Genomic DNA, 17,343 nt, shown 5'->3' on the forward strand with positions numbered 1-17,343 from the left:
GGAAAGGACTGTCCAACTATAAGGCCATCAAGGTGACGCGTTACACTCGGCAGTTTTGGTTTGGAGTTCAGTTGTCTTTGTGAGTTCGGTGGGGCGCACCTTATGACTGGCGTTGGTACTTCAGCACGCTCTGCTGCATTCTAGAAAAATGAAAGCACACACTTGAAAAGTGGTTTTTAGCCCAAACTATATAACTATCTGATTAAATGAGGGTAAGTTAATGCCACAACAGTATGTTACAAATGTGCTAGCGAAATATGCGGTTAACTCTCAGCTAGCTTCGCAGTATCACACTTTTTTTAAGCCATATATCGAAGATTGGGCAAATGGTTGTCTGGTTGATCTTAAAATATCTGGTTCATCTAAAAAAGGCACTGCAGTATCTAGTGGTACAGATGTGGATTTATTTATCTCCCTAACATCAACGACAAATAACACCCTGAAAGAAATTTATGATTCACTTTATCGCTATATGCAAGGTAAAGGGTTCAAAGTAAGGAAGCAAAATGTATCTATCGGTGTGGATTATAATTCATACCAAATTGATTTGGTTCCTGCTAAGCGACAAGGCCAGTATGGGAACGACCACAGTCTATATGTAAGCAAAAAAGACACATGGACTAAAACAAATATTGACGTTCATGCTACTAAAGTAGCCGGTTCAAATCGCCTTAGTGAAATCAAACTCACTAAAATATGGCGAAATCAGAGAGGTCTAGATTTTCCATCATTCTATTTAGAGCTTCTGGTTATAGATGCACTGAAAAATTGCAAAATTGGTGATACGGCAAATAACTTCCTAAAAGTACTTTCTTTCATTGCTGATTCGATCGAATCAAAGGTTTACATGGATCCAGCAAATACAAATAACTGTATCTCCGATCAAATCAGCCTAGCTGAAAAACGACGAATATCTAAAGCAGCAGCTAATAGCTTGGAAGAACAATACTGGGAGAACATTGTGTCATGAGTTGTGTTGCAAAAGAACAGTCTGAAACTGATGGTAAAAAATTCTTACAGCAATCATTCGCAATGCAGCAAGCTTTGCTAAAAACTCAGCTGGAGATGTCTAGTGCCTCTATTACACACAACGCAACAATGGGAGATGTTAATGAAAATCATTTCATCACTATCATTAGAAAATACCTCCCTGATAGATATGCGGTAGATACTGGGATCGTTATTGATTCAAATGGTAAAACTAGCGATCAGATTGATGTTGTTATCTACGATAATCAGTACACTCCTACATTATTAGATCAGCAAGGACATCGCTTTATACCTGCTGAATCGGTATATGCAGTGCTAGAGGTTAAGCCTCATATTGATAAAGCATATATCGAGTATGCTGGTAAGAAAGCTGAATCGGTTAGAGTTTTGCATCGTACCAGCGTAGCTATACCCCATGCAGGAGGGATTTATGAGCCTAAGCCGCACTTTGAAATTATTGCGGGTATAGTTGCCACTAAGGTTAACTGGACTGATGGACTGGGTGAGTCATTTCTCCGCGCATATCAGCAGCTTAGTCCAATACAACGTCTAGATTGTGGCTTGGCTGTATCTGGTGCTTCATTCGATACATTTGATGATGACAGTGAATTCGTTTTTGGTCCAAGTGAGAATTCACTGATATTTTTCCTATTCCGTCTCTTAAAAAAACTTCAATCTCTTGGTACTGTCCCAGCCATTGATTGGAATGCATATGCTAATCAACTAGTTGAGGCGTAACCTAAGGCAATCAAGGTGATGCGTTACACTTGGCGGTTTTGGTGCGAAGTTCGGTGCGCTTTGCTGGTTCTGTGGGGCACACCTTATTGCAGGCGTTGGTATGACTAAGGAGTTACTATTGGCAATAGAGTCACCATTATTCCAAAGTGCAATGGAGTTATTAGGACACTCAATAACACATTATAACGGGAAAAAAGAGCTGGACCGCAAGCTGCTGATCCTTCACCTTGCAAACGCAGTTGAATTGATATTGAAAGATCTAGTGTTAGATCTCGGTGAGTCAATATATAAAGGGCCTAAAGAAACAATTACGATACAAGGCTGCTTAAAAATATTGCAAGATAAATCGATAGAGCTTCCGTTACTCAATCGTATTGAGCTTTTAGTCGATGAACGCAATGCACTACAGCATCGTTTTGGTTCTCCAAATGAACTTACTAGTATCTTCTATATGAATATTGCTCAAAACTTTTTTCGTGAAGTACTCAAATCACATTATGAGCAAGAGTATGACGAGGTGATTACTCAGTTTGCAGAGGAGTCTGACTTATTAGAGTATAGGTTAAATGAGCCTTCTAATGACCAAGAGTTAGATAAGTTAAAAGATTTAGCAAAAATTCATCCATTAGGTGCGCTATTGTCTGCATGGACATATTTAGAGAAAGAGATAACAGATTTTGCTGAAAAGTCAGGGTTAAATCTCTTACGCAAAACGCCTTCCGCGATAAATCTAGCTACGGGCCGTTGGGAACCACTTGGTGTGGACATTCCTCAAGATTTGATAGCGAAATTGAACGAAAGTAGACGCTTAAGGAATATGGCAGCGCATGGTCGACTAGAACCGACCACTCCTGATGTTATATCTGTTGTAGATACCATAGAAGCTATTGAGCAATGCCTCGCAAAGCAGGACTTGGCCAGTATTAAAGAAAAAGCCCTAATCGAACATGAACTAATCGAGCAAAGACGCAGAGAGCATTATGAAGAAATGAAAAAATTTGAAGCGATAGAGCTCGACTAAAAAATGCGCCATACAAGGCAATCAAGGTGATGCGTTACACTCGGCGGTTTTGGTATGAAGTTCGTGCGCTTTGTTGGTTCAATGGGGCGCACCTTATTACAGGCGTTGGTATTAATGAGGTTTTTATGATTCGAACAGTAAAAGAAACCGATGCAGAAGCGATTGCGCGCATCTACAATTATTACGTGACTGAAACGAATATTACATTTGAAGAAAATGAAGTTACTTCCCACGAAATCACTGTGCGTATTGCAGATGTAAAGAACCAATTGCTTCCTTGGTTAGTTGCAGTGGACAGCAATGGAACAGTAGTCGGTTATGCATACGCTAGTAAATGGAAGGAGCGTTGCGCCTATAAGCATTCCGTAGAAGCCACAGTTTATCTTGACCGATCTGATACCGGTCAAGGGTGGGGAACAAAACTGTACGACTCTTTACTATCCGAACTCCGAAAGTGTTCTGTTCATGCGGTTATCGGAGGCATCTCGCTACCAAATCCAGCAAGCGTCGCACTTCATGAAAAACAAGGTATGAAGAAAGTTGCCCATTTCGAAGAAGTTGGTTGTAAGTTCGACACGTGGATAGATGTTGGTTATTGGCAGAAACTGCTCAATGCCTAATAAACAATCAAGGTGATGCCTTTTACTCGGTATTTTTGGTATGGAGTTCAGTGTGCTTGGTTGGTTCAGCGTGGCACACCTTAACGCGGTGCTATGCGCACGAATCAACAGAAGGTGAAGTTGATATGAAAGAGTCTGATTGGAAAGTTTTTGTGAAACTGAAAGATAAGGCTATCGAAACGTTCTGTTCCAATGTTTTATCTGAAATTCAAGTTACAATAGCTGATGAGTCTGAACACCCTCATGGTAGGTATTTAGTTATCTATAAATACCTTCAAAGCACGAATAAGCAAATGGCCACGCTTTTTGATGGTCACAGTCGAAGTATAGCTCCCCTTCAACTTATGCTAATTCGCCAGGAGAACCTGGCGGATGAAGCGTTGTTAGCGCAGCTATCTGAAGAACTGTTGGCGCAAAGTACGCCGATTGATGAACGAGAATAACGAGACGCAATCGGAGGTAAACATGGAATGTTTCGTATGCAAAAAACATAAAAACCTAAACCCTAATCTTGAACTTGTTTCTGATGGCATTGAGGACTTTGTTATTTCCCATGCCCCAGATCTAACTTCTGATGAATCAAATTTCATCGGATCTTTAATTGTTGAACCTCGTAGACACATTAAAAATTGGTCAGAACTTGATCATGATATGTCGGCAAAGTTGGGTTTGCTATTAAAACGAGTCAATGAGCTTCTCTATAAACATCATCGAGTATAACATGTATACACTTGGGTATTTGGTGACGCTGTGGAATATTTCCATATATGGGGTGTGCCGAGATACATAGGAACATTAAAAGAGTAATGTGGTGTAAAGTTTTCTGAGTCTCCTGATGCTCCGATAGGTGGTTTTCACGAAATGAAAAGCTTCATCGATGAACTGAAGAAACTGGCAGAATAGGCATTTAAGGCTTAAAACACTTTTTGTCATCCAACAATACGGCTGGAGTTGGGGCTCTAACTCGTATATGTATTTATAGTGTGGCTAATCGAACTAAAGGCTCTTATTTTTGTTTCGAGTTGATACCGAAAGATGACTATTTCACAAGGTCGTGTTTTTTAGTCACCGTTAATAACGAGATTTTTGATGTTTATCCATAGATTCTGTGGCTAAAATCAGCCTGTTCGATGTCTCGGGGACAATTCGTGATTACATGAAAGTGTCAATGTGATACTTTTACATGGCAATGATTAATAGACCAGTTTTTAGCGAGTGTGATAAATGTCATTATAAAAATTACGTGTTCTCTTAAGATCTAAATCTGAAAAAGAGCTGATTGATGAAATAGCAGATTTATACAAAAAGTTTGACGTAGTCAAAAGATATTATCAAGCGTCGTTGTTAAATAACGATGATGATGTTTTTAATTATAGTGTTGCCAATATAGAAAAAGCGATGCAACCGAGATTTACGACAAATACATACTTACCGACGTATAAAATAGCTGATGCTAAAAAAGCAATCGCTGAATACAAAAAAATATCCAGTAATGACCATGGGATAGCAAGGTTAATGCTTTTTTATGTGGGTGTTTGTATTGGTATCGTTAATGAGAATGATTACATCGAGAAGGTCTGGTCAAGCGGAATAAGTACATTCGAGGCTGCAATTAAATACATTGGAAAAATGGATTTGGAACTAGAGATGCGTGATGAAATAAGAGAAGTGATTCATTTACCCAATGAGCATAATGAAATGAATTACGCCCTGTCTCGCATTTATGAAAATATGATTAAGAACGGTTGATTTCATGGTACTTACTCATGCTCGTTAGTCTTCTTCAGGTCTAAACATTCGTAACGCTCCATCTCTGTTATAATTATTTAACTTTGATATGTGAAATGATTAAAAGGTCGAATTTCGAGGCCTTTTTTGAACGGTTTATCATATTGGACTGGTTCAAAATAATATCTTTATTTTGAGGCTGTGCCACAAACTTAAATAAACAAGGGGTAACGGCTGATGGGTTAATGGCATCCCAGTTTTGCGTGGCATTATGGTGCGTAAAATGGCGTAAACAATGCCACTCTAGACGATTTATTGCGTGATTTTAGTCTAGCGTTCAACGTTATCTTTACCCCCTGATGCCCCCTTTAATGGGGATTAAAACCCTGATATAGTGCGCTTTAAAGTGTGATGACAAAGAACAGAACTGTCACTCGAAATTGGCACTTTCCTTTCTTTATACCTCTACACACCACGCTATCTCGATAAATCGAGATGGTTGTTGTTTGTGGTTAGTAACCTGTTGAAATTTAAGGCTATAATTTTAAAAATTTTATGTGATTTGAAATTATCGAATTTTCAAAAAGTTAAACTCAACTTTGCTAAAAATGTAGTACACATGTACTGAATGTGTACTAACATTGTACTATTGTCATTTTATTCAATGGCTTAAGTCTTGTGTACTACAAAATCGGGGTGTTGTAGTACATTGCTTAATCCATTGATTTTTAATAAATTTAAGCTCTAATGTAGTACATTTGTACTGACTTTTTCTGTCGCGATAGTATAATGACTGATGCTAACCTTGAGGGCTTAGCGGCTGTGTTTTGATGGGTGGGGTGAGTGATGGGGCGACCTGATGTGCTGCAGATTAGTGGAATTGATACTGATTTGTGGAAGAAGATTGATGACTACCAGGCTGAGAAAAATCTGAAGTCTCGGTCAGAGACTGGCAAGGCATTGATTGAATTTGCGTTCCGTGTGCTGGAGCATGCGACGGAGGATGATGCGGTCACAACGCGTGAGATTTTGGAGGAGTTATTGCTGATACAGGCGAAAACATGGAACCTGCAAAATAATGTCTATTTCCAAACTTATGATGACGAGAAATATTCAGTAAACCCAGCGTTAGCCAATGAAAGGAAAAAGGTTGCTGTCAGTAAGGCAGAAGAATATGTAGAAGGGTTTCTTTCTGGAGACGAAAAAAAAGGGGGCTGACTAGCCCCCTTTTTAATTAAAGTGTCTTCTCTCCTATATCAAAGGATGGTTGATTCTCAATGGCTGGTTCGTGGTGTTCGCGTGTCACTCTATCTGCCAAAGATTGATACTTATCTGCCTCGTTGTCTTTAAAGTTTTCGCTTCGTCAGCAACGCTATTGTGAATTGATGAATCAATGTTATTGGCTTGGCGGCCAATGTCATCGTTCAGCTGATGAAGACTTTGAGGAATGTTTTCATCTTTGGTGGTGATATCATTGATGGCCGTTTTAATATCATCAAGTAACGTTGACTCAGTGGTTTTGCTTATATCGCTCTGTTCAATAATGGTCGTGTGTTTTCCCTCCCGTTCAAGTTTTTCTGTAATATCATCAATCAGTTTGTCACTGATGGTCGTATTTTCCTGGTTCAATACGATGATGATATTGTCGCGTAGCATGTCAGTATTAACTGTGCGACAGTCGTTATTGTTAGAGACGGCAATAATATCAGCATTAGTTGGGTTGTTATCATTAATCAGTAATGCCTGCTCAATACCTACTACCAAAATACTGTAGTCGGCCTGTATGCCGTCATTAATCGGAATACGGTTACCGGATTTAGTGCCCAGTATCCGCTTGTTAATTTTTAGGTCACTAATGTCTCCTGTCGATTCGTTTAAGTAGGTGACCTCAATACCCTTAATTTGATTCTCCGGTGTCTCCAGTTTAGCAATCAGGGCAGGGTGGGTTGAGCGCGATTCCGATGAATAGACCCGAGGGTGAAATCGAATACTGTCATTGTCTTTAAATGGGCGGTTGGTATTCGACTCTAAATAGGTCTGTGCCAGGGTGTTGGTGACAGGAATGCCGTCATTGAAATATTGCTGGGCGCGTGATTCTAACTGGCTCTGTTTTAGTGGTACGGTGGCTTTTAATTGGTCATGGTGTGGGTTAATGGTTAGCTGATGTTTATCTGGTTCGGTTAATAATGTATCGGCTTTAAATAAAGCCTCTTTGTAACTGAGCCCTTCCTTGTTCATCATTAGTGATATTAACGAGCCTTTTTCACCGGTTCCCCAATCTTTAAAATAGCCGCGATATTCGCCGGTGAGTGTGACTTTTAATTCTCCTTTCGGTTGATTGAATGTCAGGGTGTCCCGGTCTGATTTTTTCGGGTCGGGTTGCCCTAACAATTGGATGGCCAGTGATTCGGTATAGGCGGGTAATTGCTGGTTAATTATTTTCCCCATGGCTCTTAAATCTAATCGACCGTTAATATCCTGGTAGTTCGGGTTATCTTTTGGCACCGGCTTGTCGTTAAATAATGTCGGGTGTTCAGGGTATATTTTGTCGCGGGTTTCAAGCGCTGAAGGTTTATTGACCTCATTGTTGACCCACGATTTCATCATTGCTTGGGGGTTGTCCGTGAACAGTTTGACGTGTTGGCTGGCCCGGGTGATGTCGATATAGGCGCGCCGGATATTGGTTAAGACTCCCTTGCCTTGAATGGCTGTAATGACATTTTTATAGGTGGCGCCCTGGGCCATATCCGCGGTGCGGGTATAGGCGTAGTCCCAGTGGGCATCTTTCATCTCATTCGTTGATAGCTGCAGGGTTTTCTGGTCCTTATCGACCAGGGTCATCTGGCCCTGATCGATGTGGCCGACGCGGTATTCCTTGTTCCCTTCCCAGCCGCGTACCTTGTCGGTTTGCCGGAGCATGATTTTGTCGTTTTTGGCCAGCGGTTGCTCGGATAACCCCCATAGCTGAGTGTACTTGTGATCATGGTTGAGCGGGTAAAACGGACGCTCTTCGCCGGTTTTCGTGTCGGCCACGGTGACAATTTTATTCTGGCGGTCAACGTGGGTGATGGCGGCATAGTTATCCTTGCCGGTGCGCAATATCAACCCGGACTGGTAGGGCATCATGGTGGCCATGGTTTCATTGGTTCCCCCGATACTGCGCAGGCGGGGGGCAGTAAACTGCTGTTTGTCTAATTCTCCCTGTTGCTGTAGGCCCTGGCGAATACGGTGCGAAATGTTGTCACGTTCCCGGTTGGTATAGGCAATGATTAGCGTGTTCTCTCTCGATGCCGGTGTCCGTGACAGGTATTCCAACGCCACGGCATCAGGCAGGGCTTGGGTGGCATTTTCCTGATCCAGTTTGGCGTTGCCGGTTGACTGGAAGGTCGACACCACGTTGTGACTTTGGTTGATACTGGCCTGCTCTTGTTGTTTTGCCTGCGCCTGGTTCTTTGGCTCGGGCAGTGCCTGATATTCATCGAACAGAGGCTGCTGCTTGATTTTATCCAGGGCGCTTTCACCCTGCCGATCAACGATGTTATGGACGGCGCCGAGCAAGGTGTCGTCCTGCTGTCGCACGATATCTTTCATTGTCACGCTATCGATGATGTTATGGCGGATGGCCAGCTCGAAGGGTTTACCCGCTTCCTGAGAGGTTTGCTGGTAAATATCCCCGAGCTTGACGGCCCGAGCGCCGGTGGTTTCAACCAGCTCGGTAAACTGGTCAATTTGGCGGTTGCTGGTCATTGAGCTTTCATCAAGCAGGAACACGGTATTGCGGTACTGGTTCGGGGTATGTTTTTCGCTCAGGAAATCCGTCAGCAACGACTGGGCCGTCTGGCTTTCGACCCCTTTATCCTTGAGTTCATTAACGGCGGCATGGGTCGGTGCCAGACCAATGAATTTTGTTTTATCGTCTTGGTTGGCCTGGCTGTATTCAGCCAGGGCAATACCGGTTTCCAGCATGGTTGATTTACCCGTACCGGCCAGGCCCTGGACGCCGACAAAGCGGTCGGGGGTCGTGGTGACCAGGTGAACGGCACTTTGTTGACCGTCAGTCATGCGTGGATGCTGGTCAAGGAACTGGTTTGCCTGCTCCGGGGTGGCGAGTGGTGTCTGGGTATTCCTGCCGGCTGCTAGTCGGCTGAGAATACGTTCCTCGGTGGCAATGGCTGTTGTGGTGGTCCAGCGGGTGCCGTCATGGTATTCGGCTGACAATAGATTGCCGTCTTTCTCTGCCTGCTGTAGGTGGCCAACAATGTCTGTTTCCTTGATGGCCTGTCCTTTCTCCTCAAAAGCATATTGGATAGCGGCCTTGACCAGGTCTTTTTGCGAAAAGCCGGCTTCTTTTTCCGATACGGTCCCGACGGCATAACGCACGGCGCTGTCGATGAGCCCTTTATCGAGTGCCTGGTCTTTTAGTGTGGCCAGCGTGGCGCTGACATCCTGGTGCAGGACGTCGAAGGTCTGGTTATTCACAAATTTCTCTGGGGCGCCACCTGCCTGCATGACCCGGTGAATAGCACTGGGTTGAAGTGTGCTTTTCTCCAGCTGCTTATCGAGTTTTCCGCCGTTGTCGGTAAACACATCGATGCGGCTGGCCTGGTTGAGGCTGAGATCATGCAATAACTCTTTCGACGCGGCATAGGACTTGAGACCGATCAGGGTATGCGCTTTGGTGTTGTCTGCCTTGCCGAGGGGCTGGGCAAAGTTATAGCTCAGCGGCGCGTCGTTTAGCTGGCTCTTTGCGAGCAGGTGATGCTTGCCGTCATTGTCTTTGAGATTAATGAACAGGGCATTGCTGCTGCTGACTGTTAAGGTCTGATGCTGTTTGAGCTTGCTGGCAAAGTGGTTGCCATTGACCCGCAGTTTATCGCCGGTGGCGATCTCAATGCTATCCGGGCGGCTAATGGAAAATTGACGGGCTTTGGCTTCGCGGCTGTTGGGGTTGATAGCCTGGGTTTTCCCTTTGCTGTCAGTCAGGGTCAGGGTGTTGGTTTTGCGGTTGATGCCGGTGACCGTGAAGACATTGTTGACGTTGCGGCCATGTTTCTTCTGCCATTCGCTGAGCACCATGCCCTTTTTGTAATGGCTGACGACTTCACGCTGGGCATCGGACAAGAAAACCGGGTTCAGCGTTTTAACGGTGACTCCGTGGCGGTTGATGTCTCCACGCTGCTGCAGGGTGCGGCGTATCGTGGTGTTCAGTGCCTGAACGTCTTTTTGGGTGGTGCCCAGTACCTGGACCTGAGAGCTGTCACCGAGATCAGTGTAAGCCCGGGCCATGGCGTCAATACGCTCGCTGTCGTGTTTCTCATGGACAAACAACTGAGCGCTATTGTCCTTGGTATCGACCCAGCTGTGTTCGGTGACGTTGCCTTTTTTCAGGGTTTCTATCACGCTCCCGGCTTTCATGCCTTGTCGAGACTTTGCATGATTAAGAAAAATGAGCTTGCTGTTACTGTCTTTTGCTTTATCAAGCAAGCCTTGCACCTCATTGACGCCGAGCTTGTTGGCCGCCTCTACCACAAACAGATCGCGGTTGCCGTACGGGGTGTCTTTGTCATGCAGCAGGCGCTGAACGGTGTGGGTGTGTTCAGGGCGAAACAGGTTTTTAACCCATTGGGTGGCGGTGAATGCTTCACGCGGCACGTTGGCGCGGGTCGTTTGTTTGCTCAAGGTGTCCGGGGTGATGATGTGGACCCGCTGCCCGCTTTCGCTGCCGACATGGAGCAGGGCGCGGGCGATCTGTTGGCTTTGGCCAAACACATTAACGATGTTGGTTTGTTTGCGGCTGGTAAACAGGGCATTGATCTTATCTTGATTGTCGGCACTGAGTCCCTGCTGCTCAAGGCTTTGGCTGTTCACCCGGGTGCGCAAATGCCGCGTTTGTCCCTGGGTACTGGCGATCAGCTTTTGCTCGTTGTCGATCATGGTCTGGGTGGTAAATTGCGATTGGCTGTCATTCAGGCCGATGAGGTGACCTTGTTGGATCAGGGTATCGACGGCCAGCTTGATGTCGATGACATCGAGTTTTTCCCCCCGGGTAAATTGGGTCGCGGCGGATTCGATGAGCTTTTCATAGCCCAGTTGGTTGCGGGTCTGGCCGTGGTGGTTGATGGCGCGGTGGGCCGCCTCCATGGCGGCGGGCTTTAAGGTCTGGCTGGGTGCCTCGCTAGCGCGGGTGTAGCTGTTGGCGACAAAAGCCTTGATGTCAAAACCGTTGGCCTGGGCATCGCCTTGCCATTTTTGCATCAGGACCGAGTCGCTGGCGTAGGATTTGCCTTTGCGGGTGCCCTTAGCCGCCATGTCGCGGGCGGCGGCTGAATCCATGCCGACACTGCGCGTATGCGTATCAATTTGTTGGCTGCGGGTTGACTGGCTCTGCAGGTAGGGCTCTGGCACATCGGCAACCTCGAATTGGCCCTTGCCAGTGCTTCGGATGTCATAACCGAGAGACTCAACTTGCTTACTCAAATGACTTTGATACAGCATGCCGTAGTAAAGCTGATGGTTATATACCCGTTCGGCGGTGCCGTTAATCACCCCTCCTTGTTGCTTGAAACATGAGGCCAATGCTCGCAGGGTGTCTTGTTCGTCTTTGGTCATGTTGCTGGTCAGGACATGGGTGTGCATTTGCGGCTCATCTTCGCGGCTGGTTTTGTGGCGCACCATGGCAAAGAGCAGGTTGCCGGTATTGGCGAAAGCAGTCTTGCCGTGCTTATCGGTGTACCTGGCCTGGGCCGCGTCTTTTTCCATGTGTGACAGGGTGAATTTGACCGCGTCGTCATGGGCTTTTATCAGGCGTTTGTCCCCGCCGACCAGGGCCAGGGCGCTGACTGACTTCGGTACCGAAAAGGTGAAATCAAACCCGTTGCGGTGGTTTTCCCGCTTGCCATGCGCGGTGGTGCCGTTGAGGTGGCCAGATAACACCGCTTCGAGTTGTTTTTCTTCGACGGGCTTGCCTAACATGCCTTCTTGTTCGGCAATCTTGCCAAACCATTGGGTATTGGGTTCGCTGCTCTGCTCTTTGAGGTAGTAGTTGTTGGCCTTGTCGGGGGATTGAGTATCGACCTCTAACGAGACGTCGGGCAGATCGTGGTGTTTTTCTTCGTTGAGGTAATAGCCGGCCGCATCGCCGGCGCTTTGTGACATGGGGCTGATGGACAGCATCGGGTGCTCCCTATGAAAAGGTTGTCAGTCGAAAAGTAAAAAAGCGCCGGAGAGGCGCTTTCAGTAGTGTCTTTGAATGGTGCTTGATGTCCGTGGAACTGCTGTTAGAAAGATTTAGACATTAAAGCTGGTAATAGCCTGATCCAGTTCCTTGGCTTGTATGGCAATGGCCCGGGCAGCCTGTGAATTCTCATGCACCGCATTGGCGTTGTCCGTCGTGATGTCACGAATAGACGTCACATTTTGGCTAATTGCGGCTGCGACAATACTTTGTTGCTCAACGGCGGCGGCAATTTGCGTACTGCTGTCCAGTACCTGCTGCATATCACTCATGATGTGCGCAATGTTCATTTCAGCATTATTGGCCTGCTCAACACTGTGCTCCCCCTGGCGATGGCAGTGATTCATTTGTTCTACAACTACGCCGGTTTGCTGCTGAACGGCCGTGATCATCGAGGCGATTTCTTCGGTCGATTGCTGGGTGCGTCCTGCCAGGGTACGGACTTCATCGGCCACCACCGCAAATCCCCGCCCTTGCTCCCCCGCCCGGGCGGCTTCAATGGCCGCATTCAGTGCCAGGAGGTTGGTCTGTTCAGCAATTTCGCGGATCACATCCAATACCGTTCCAATGTTGTTTGATAAGCCTGATAAGTTCGTGATGTCTTCCCTGGCTTTGGCCAGCTCATCAGACAGTGAGTCAATCCGCTCTTTGGTGGCGCTGATCTCATCCAGGCCGGCTTTGGCGCCCTGGTGACTCGTTTCGGCGTTGGCCGCGGCCCCTTCGGTTGTGGCCGCGATGTCTTTGATTGTTTCCCCCATTTCAGTGACCGCCGTTGCGACCGAATCGCTCTCTGACTGCTGCTGAGACAGTGCCGCTTCTGTTGACTGGCTGTTATGCTGTAGCTGCTGGGATGCGGCGCTGAGTTCTGTGATGGTCGATTGCACATTGCCAATGAGCTGGCGCATACTGGCCAGCAAGCCATTAAAGCTTGACGCCATGTCGGCCAGTTCATCGTTGCCTCGTTCATCGGCTTCCAGGGTTAAGTCATGGTTGAGGGAGATCTCTGACATCAGGCGGTTAAGGGCGTTAATGCTGCTTAGGATGCTCTTGCTGATGAGCAGTGACACGGCGGTCAGAATCACCACTACGAGTACCACTGAGGCAGTAATGACCGTCATTACCTGGCTTTTGGCCGCGGCAAGCTCACTCTCTAGTTGCGTCTCCGTACTGGAAAATATCGTCTCGACCTGATGGGACGCCGCTCGAATTTGACCTCGTAGCCCTTCACGGTAGGTAAGCCCAATGCGCTTTTTTTGTTTAATTATTTGCTCAATGGTGTGATTAAACGGTGCCAGCGCCGTTTTGAAGTCCTGGCCTTGAGTGCGGTATAGCTGCTCGCGCAATGCCTGGTATTGCTCAATGTATTTTGGGTTATTCGATAACGCTAACAGCTCAGCCTTGAGCAGCAGGGGATAAAGCGTGTTCTCGTTGCCGTGCTCCGTCAGGCGTTCAGCCTGGTCAAACAGGTTTTTATACAATCCCTCAGAATGCGTTAATCCCAGAGTCTGATAGTTTTGCACCAGTTCAAGATAACCCGTTCGATAGGTTTGCATCTCATGCTGTAACTCTTTCAGTTCCGGCACATTCACTGACAGCGCATTCAATTCTGTCGTCAGTTTTTGCGCCTTGTCTTCAAAGGCGGAATAGCTGTCTACAAATACCTGTCGGTATTTGAGGTCCAGACGGGTTAAAAAGTCTTTCTCATAGCGACGTAAGTTAAGCAGCAACACCTCCAATGACTTCACGTCTGTCACTGTCGTGTCTAGCTTTATAATTCGACCATTAGCGAGGTTCGCGACCGTTAGCACTAACAGCAAGGCCAGGACAGACAAGCCTGTCAGGCAAAATAATTTATTTTTTATTTTCATTGAGTACGCACTCTTATCTACACAAAAGGTCGAAACACCGAGTTAATAAGCGGTGAGGCGTTAGGTTGGACTTGGTAGGGCGCCCGATAAAGATATCGGGCGTAAGTCATCGGTTATTTTTGTTAGTCGTACATATTAAAGTCGGCGACGAGTTGGTCTTCGCGAAAGCGATCTTCCGTAGCTTCTTTTGCATTGTGTTGTTCCTGAGCTTTTCTTGTCACCTCGGGATCATGATTTGTGTTTTGTTCATTTTCGCTGGCTTCGCCTTTGGTTGCAGTGCTGGCTGGGTCTTGTTCCTGTTCTGTTTTCTTCTTGACCGCCTTAGCCTTATCAATACTGGCTCTCATGCGGTCCTCTTCGGCATTTCGCTCGGTGTCATCCTCGAATTGGGCGGTGTGGATACCCATCAGCTGATGCTGCTGGGCCTGGTCCAGCTGGTTAAGGGCACTGATTTGGCAGTAGGTCAGCATTTGCTCGATGGATTGCATCTTTTCAGAGGTGGCGTATTCCCGTTTGATAAACGGCGCACAGCGAGAGGGCATCTTGTCGAACTTCAGGTCGAGCTTGGTAATGGGAAAGTTGCCAGGGGTACGTAACCAGCACTGCAAGTCGTCAAGTTGCATGATTTCGGACGGTGTGACCGCCGGGCGGGTCTTGGTATCGTGTCCTAGTGAAATCCCGTCACGCATCGCATGGGCACCGTAGCTGTAGTTTTCCCGGGAAACATCGATTTCCTGCTCGCCCAGGTCCTGAGAGGAAATTTTGGCCATTTCGTTGGACGGGGCGCGGAAGAACAGCCGGGTATTGAGCAGATCGAACATTTCCTGTGCCGCGTTCATGCCGTAGACCTTTTTGAGCTGGGCAAAGGACTGGATCCCGATAACATAGCAGCCACCGAACTTGCGAACTTCGGCAATGGTTTCGGCCAGCTCGGGCAGCTTATGCAGGCTCGGGGCCTCGTCCATGATGACCCAGATCCGACGATCGGGATTTTCCTGCTGCTCCAGGATGGCCGTCGAGGCAATCGAGAGCCACATGGAGATCAGCGGACGTAGCGAGGCATGTTGCTGGGCGTTGCTCGACAGGAACAGAAACCCGTTCTGCTCGTCGTCCTTGACCCAGTCGCGAATGGAAAATCGCGGACGCATGAGATTGCCTTGATCATCTTTCCAGTCGAGCCCTTCCAAAAAGCGGAGGGATTTGATGTAGGCAGCCAAGACCGACTTGATGGAAATGGCCGTTTTTTGGATTTTGTCGGAAACCAGGGACGCCGATTCGGTGCCTTTTAGGTATTCGCTCAACGACTCCAGTTCCGAAGTCAGCATCAACTCAAGCAAACGCTCGGTGGTGCGGTTGGGCTCGTTGACCATCTTGTAGGCGGTCGAGGTGAAGATACCGCGGGCGGCCTGCACCCAGAACGGATCGCCGTCACCGTGCATCGGAATAAGGGCCGAGGCCATATTCTCAAAGTCGGTGGCGTCTTTGGCGTCACACCAGGCATCCCAGTACGCACAGCGCTCGTCAAACGGGTTCAGGAGCACATCGGTGTCGGGGTTGTAAAACTTGCTGACAAAGGTACAGCCCTTGTCGTAGATGATGGCCTTGTCCCCGCGGGCCTTGACCCACCGCAGCAGCTTGCGCAGTGCGACCGATTTACCGGCCCCGGTGGTGCCGTCGATAAGCATGTGCTGAACCTCAAAATTGTGTTTAAACACCGGCAGGTTGTCCATGGCAAAGCTTGACTGCTTCTTGGCTTTTTTCAGTTGCCGGGCCAGCTCCTTGGGCTCAGCGATTTGTACCCCGCGAATGAAATGGTCCTCGGTCTGCTCATCCCCCTTATTCTTGAAAAATTTCATCGCCAGGCTGAGCAGAACCAAACCGCCGAGCATACTGGCGGCGAAATACACCTGCAGCGAGAACCAGAATTTTTGATGGGCCTCGATAATGAACGGGTTGTTGAGCTGCTCGCCGAGGGTGCTTTTGTAGGTGACGCCTTCCCAGAGGGTGTAGACCACATGATCAGCCGGCTTAAATGTGGCAAAGGCATGGTACTGCCAGTAGTAATAGGCGCCTTTGAGGGTGGCCATGTCGAGATTGATATAGCATAGCAGGGCGGTTATGGCGAAGATGGCATAGCACATCCAGCAGACCAGCCGGCTATTGATTTGCAGGAACATGGTCAGGTTGTGAAAGGTGATTTGGCCACCGCGGGTGTAGTTGCTGTTCTTGGGACGTTTGCTGGTCATTGATTTTCTCCGCATGGGTAGGCTTGCTTCAGGCCGATGACGGCAACCATGCCGGTGTTGAGCGTCAGGTTTCTGTCTTTATCGGGGAGCTTTTGGTAGGTACGCTCAATGATATCGGCAAGGATGTCCCGGTTGAGTGGGGCATTGTCCGGCAGGCAGAAGATCGGTCGTTGGCCTGTTTGCTTCACGGCGGCATTGAAGTACATGCCGCTTTCGAGGATCCCGTTGAGGTAGGCGTAAGCGACATCACGGGATGCGAGGTTATGGGAGTTCATAGCCTTGAAATGGGAACCTATATCGGCCGCTTGGGCCGGAGCGGTGACCATGATGGCCGGGGCAAGGTATTTGTTCATGAAAAAGCCTTAAATTTTTGTGGTTAACTGATCATAAAAACAGTATTTTGAAGTCGGGTTATTCACCCTGTGGTATAATGTCGCTATAGTTATCAACCAGAAGAATACAGGTGGCGATTATGAGTGACTCAGACAAGGCACTGTTGGCGGCGGCGGCCATGCGGGCCAAGAAAAATGCGATTGACCAGGGCAAAGGGTTGTCGGTGACAGCTAAAGTAAAAGCCTTGAGCAAGGCGGGATTTACCGATGCTGAAATCGACCGGATCATTGCGGTTGAAGCTGAGGGTTCAACGCCAACTGCCACCGACACGGCCGAGTACAATCAGCAGGTGGATGAAGCCATTAATCATGCCAAGGTTCATACAGGGTTGATGGTGATAATGGCGTTAGGTTTCTTAGCCATAATGTTTTGGCCTTCAGTTAAAATTGTTGATTCTGTTCCTAGAGCCATCGCATGGATGGCTATGTGTTTTGTATTCATCGTTATTCGAAATATTCCTTTTGGTTTTAAGAAAGCTGAGTATTTCCTCAAGCGCTAAGTGTTC

General features: G+C 47.3%; 12 protein-coding genes and 1 pseudogene. 9 read left to right on the forward strand and 4 right to left on the reverse strand.

The genetic code is table 11. The annotated features are described in order from the left end of the window. The first annotated feature begins 220 nt into the window (after positions 1-220). From AC51G0_RS30435 to AC51G0_RS30470, 8 genes and pseudogenes are all read left to right on the forward strand, one after another. Positions 221-970 carry a nucleotidyltransferase family protein gene (locus AC51G0_RS30435; RefSeq protein ID WP_496304441.1) on the forward strand — a complete coding sequence of 250 codons (750 nt, stop codon included), beginning with the start codon at positions 221-223 and terminating at the stop codon, positions 968-970. Continuing rightward, positions 967-1,728, forward strand: coding sequence for a DUF6602 domain-containing protein (locus AC51G0_RS30440; protein WP_496304442.1), 762 nt, complete (start codon positions 967-969; stop codon positions 1,726-1,728). The genes AC51G0_RS30435 and AC51G0_RS30440 overlap by 4 nt, the downstream gene beginning before the upstream one ends. A 100-nt stretch (positions 1,729-1,828) precedes the next feature. Continuing rightward, on the forward strand, positions 1,829-2,749 hold the full coding sequence (locus AC51G0_RS30445) for a hypothetical protein (protein WP_496304443.1): 921 nt from the start codon (positions 1,829-1,831) through the stop codon (positions 2,747-2,749). A gap of 29 nt (positions 2,750-2,778) precedes the next feature. Further along, positions 2,779-3,369 carry an arsinothricin resistance N-acetyltransferase ArsN1 family B gene (locus AC51G0_RS30450; protein ID WP_496304452.1) on the forward strand — a complete coding sequence of 197 codons (591 nt, stop codon included), beginning with the start codon at positions 2,779-2,781 and terminating at the stop codon, positions 3,367-3,369. 125 nt (positions 3,370-3,494) lie between these two features. After that, positions 3,495-3,812 (forward strand): hypothetical protein, encoded by a 318-nt coding sequence (locus tag AC51G0_RS30455; RefSeq protein WP_496304444.1) that lies wholly within the window; start codon positions 3,495-3,497, stop codon positions 3,810-3,812. 22 nt (positions 3,813-3,834) lie between these two features. Further along, a complete protein-coding gene (locus tag AC51G0_RS30460; protein ID WP_496304445.1) occupies positions 3,835-4,089 on the forward strand; it encodes a hypothetical protein in 255 nt (84 codons plus the stop codon). A gap of 537 nt (positions 4,090-4,626) precedes the next feature. Continuing rightward, positions 4,627-5,118 (forward strand): annotated as a pseudogene (locus AC51G0_RS30465) (DUF6155 family protein); the annotation flags it as partial. A gap of 825 nt (positions 5,119-5,943) precedes the next feature. Then, positions 5,944-6,315: a hypothetical protein gene (locus AC51G0_RS30470; protein ID WP_496304446.1), complete on the forward strand. Its 372-nt coding sequence runs from the start codon at positions 5,944-5,946 to the stop codon at positions 6,313-6,315. 84 nt (positions 6,316-6,399) lie between these two features. Here AC51G0_RS30470 and traI read toward each other — a convergent pair whose 3' ends face one another. From traI to AC51G0_RS30490, 4 genes are all read right to left on the reverse strand, one after another. Further along, the gene (gene traI / locus AC51G0_RS30475) at positions 6,400-12,270 is read right to left on the reverse strand and encodes a conjugative transfer relaxase/helicase TraI (RefSeq protein WP_496304447.1); all 5,871 of its coding nucleotides are present in this window, start codon (positions 12,268-12,270) and stop codon (positions 6,400-6,402) included. Positions 12,271-12,384: 114 nt separating this feature from the next. After that, a complete protein-coding gene (locus AC51G0_RS30480) occupies positions 12,385-14,199 on the reverse strand; it encodes a methyl-accepting chemotaxis protein (protein WP_496304253.1) in 1,815 nt (604 codons plus the stop codon). 122 nt (positions 14,200-14,321) lie between these two features. Continuing rightward, positions 14,322-16,445, reverse strand: coding sequence for a type IV conjugative transfer system coupling protein TraD (traD, locus tag AC51G0_RS30485; protein ID WP_496304254.1), 2,124 nt, complete (start codon positions 16,443-16,445; stop codon positions 14,322-14,324). Beyond that, positions 16,442-16,798 (reverse strand): Rap1a/Tai family immunity protein, encoded by a 357-nt coding sequence (locus AC51G0_RS30490; protein WP_496304255.1) that lies wholly within the window; start codon positions 16,796-16,798, stop codon positions 16,442-16,444. Before AC51G0_RS30490 ends, traD begins: the two co-directional genes overlap by 4 nt. A 119-nt stretch (positions 16,799-16,917) precedes the next feature. On the opposite strand from AC51G0_RS30490, the gene AC51G0_RS30495 reads away from it, so the two are divergent. Next, entirely contained in the window at positions 16,918-17,337 is a 420-nt protein-coding gene (locus tag AC51G0_RS30495; RefSeq protein WP_496304256.1) for a hypothetical protein, read from the forward strand. Positions 17,338-17,343: the final 6 nt, after the last annotated feature.

Source organism: Photobacterium sp. HL06 (assembly GCF_059552575.1).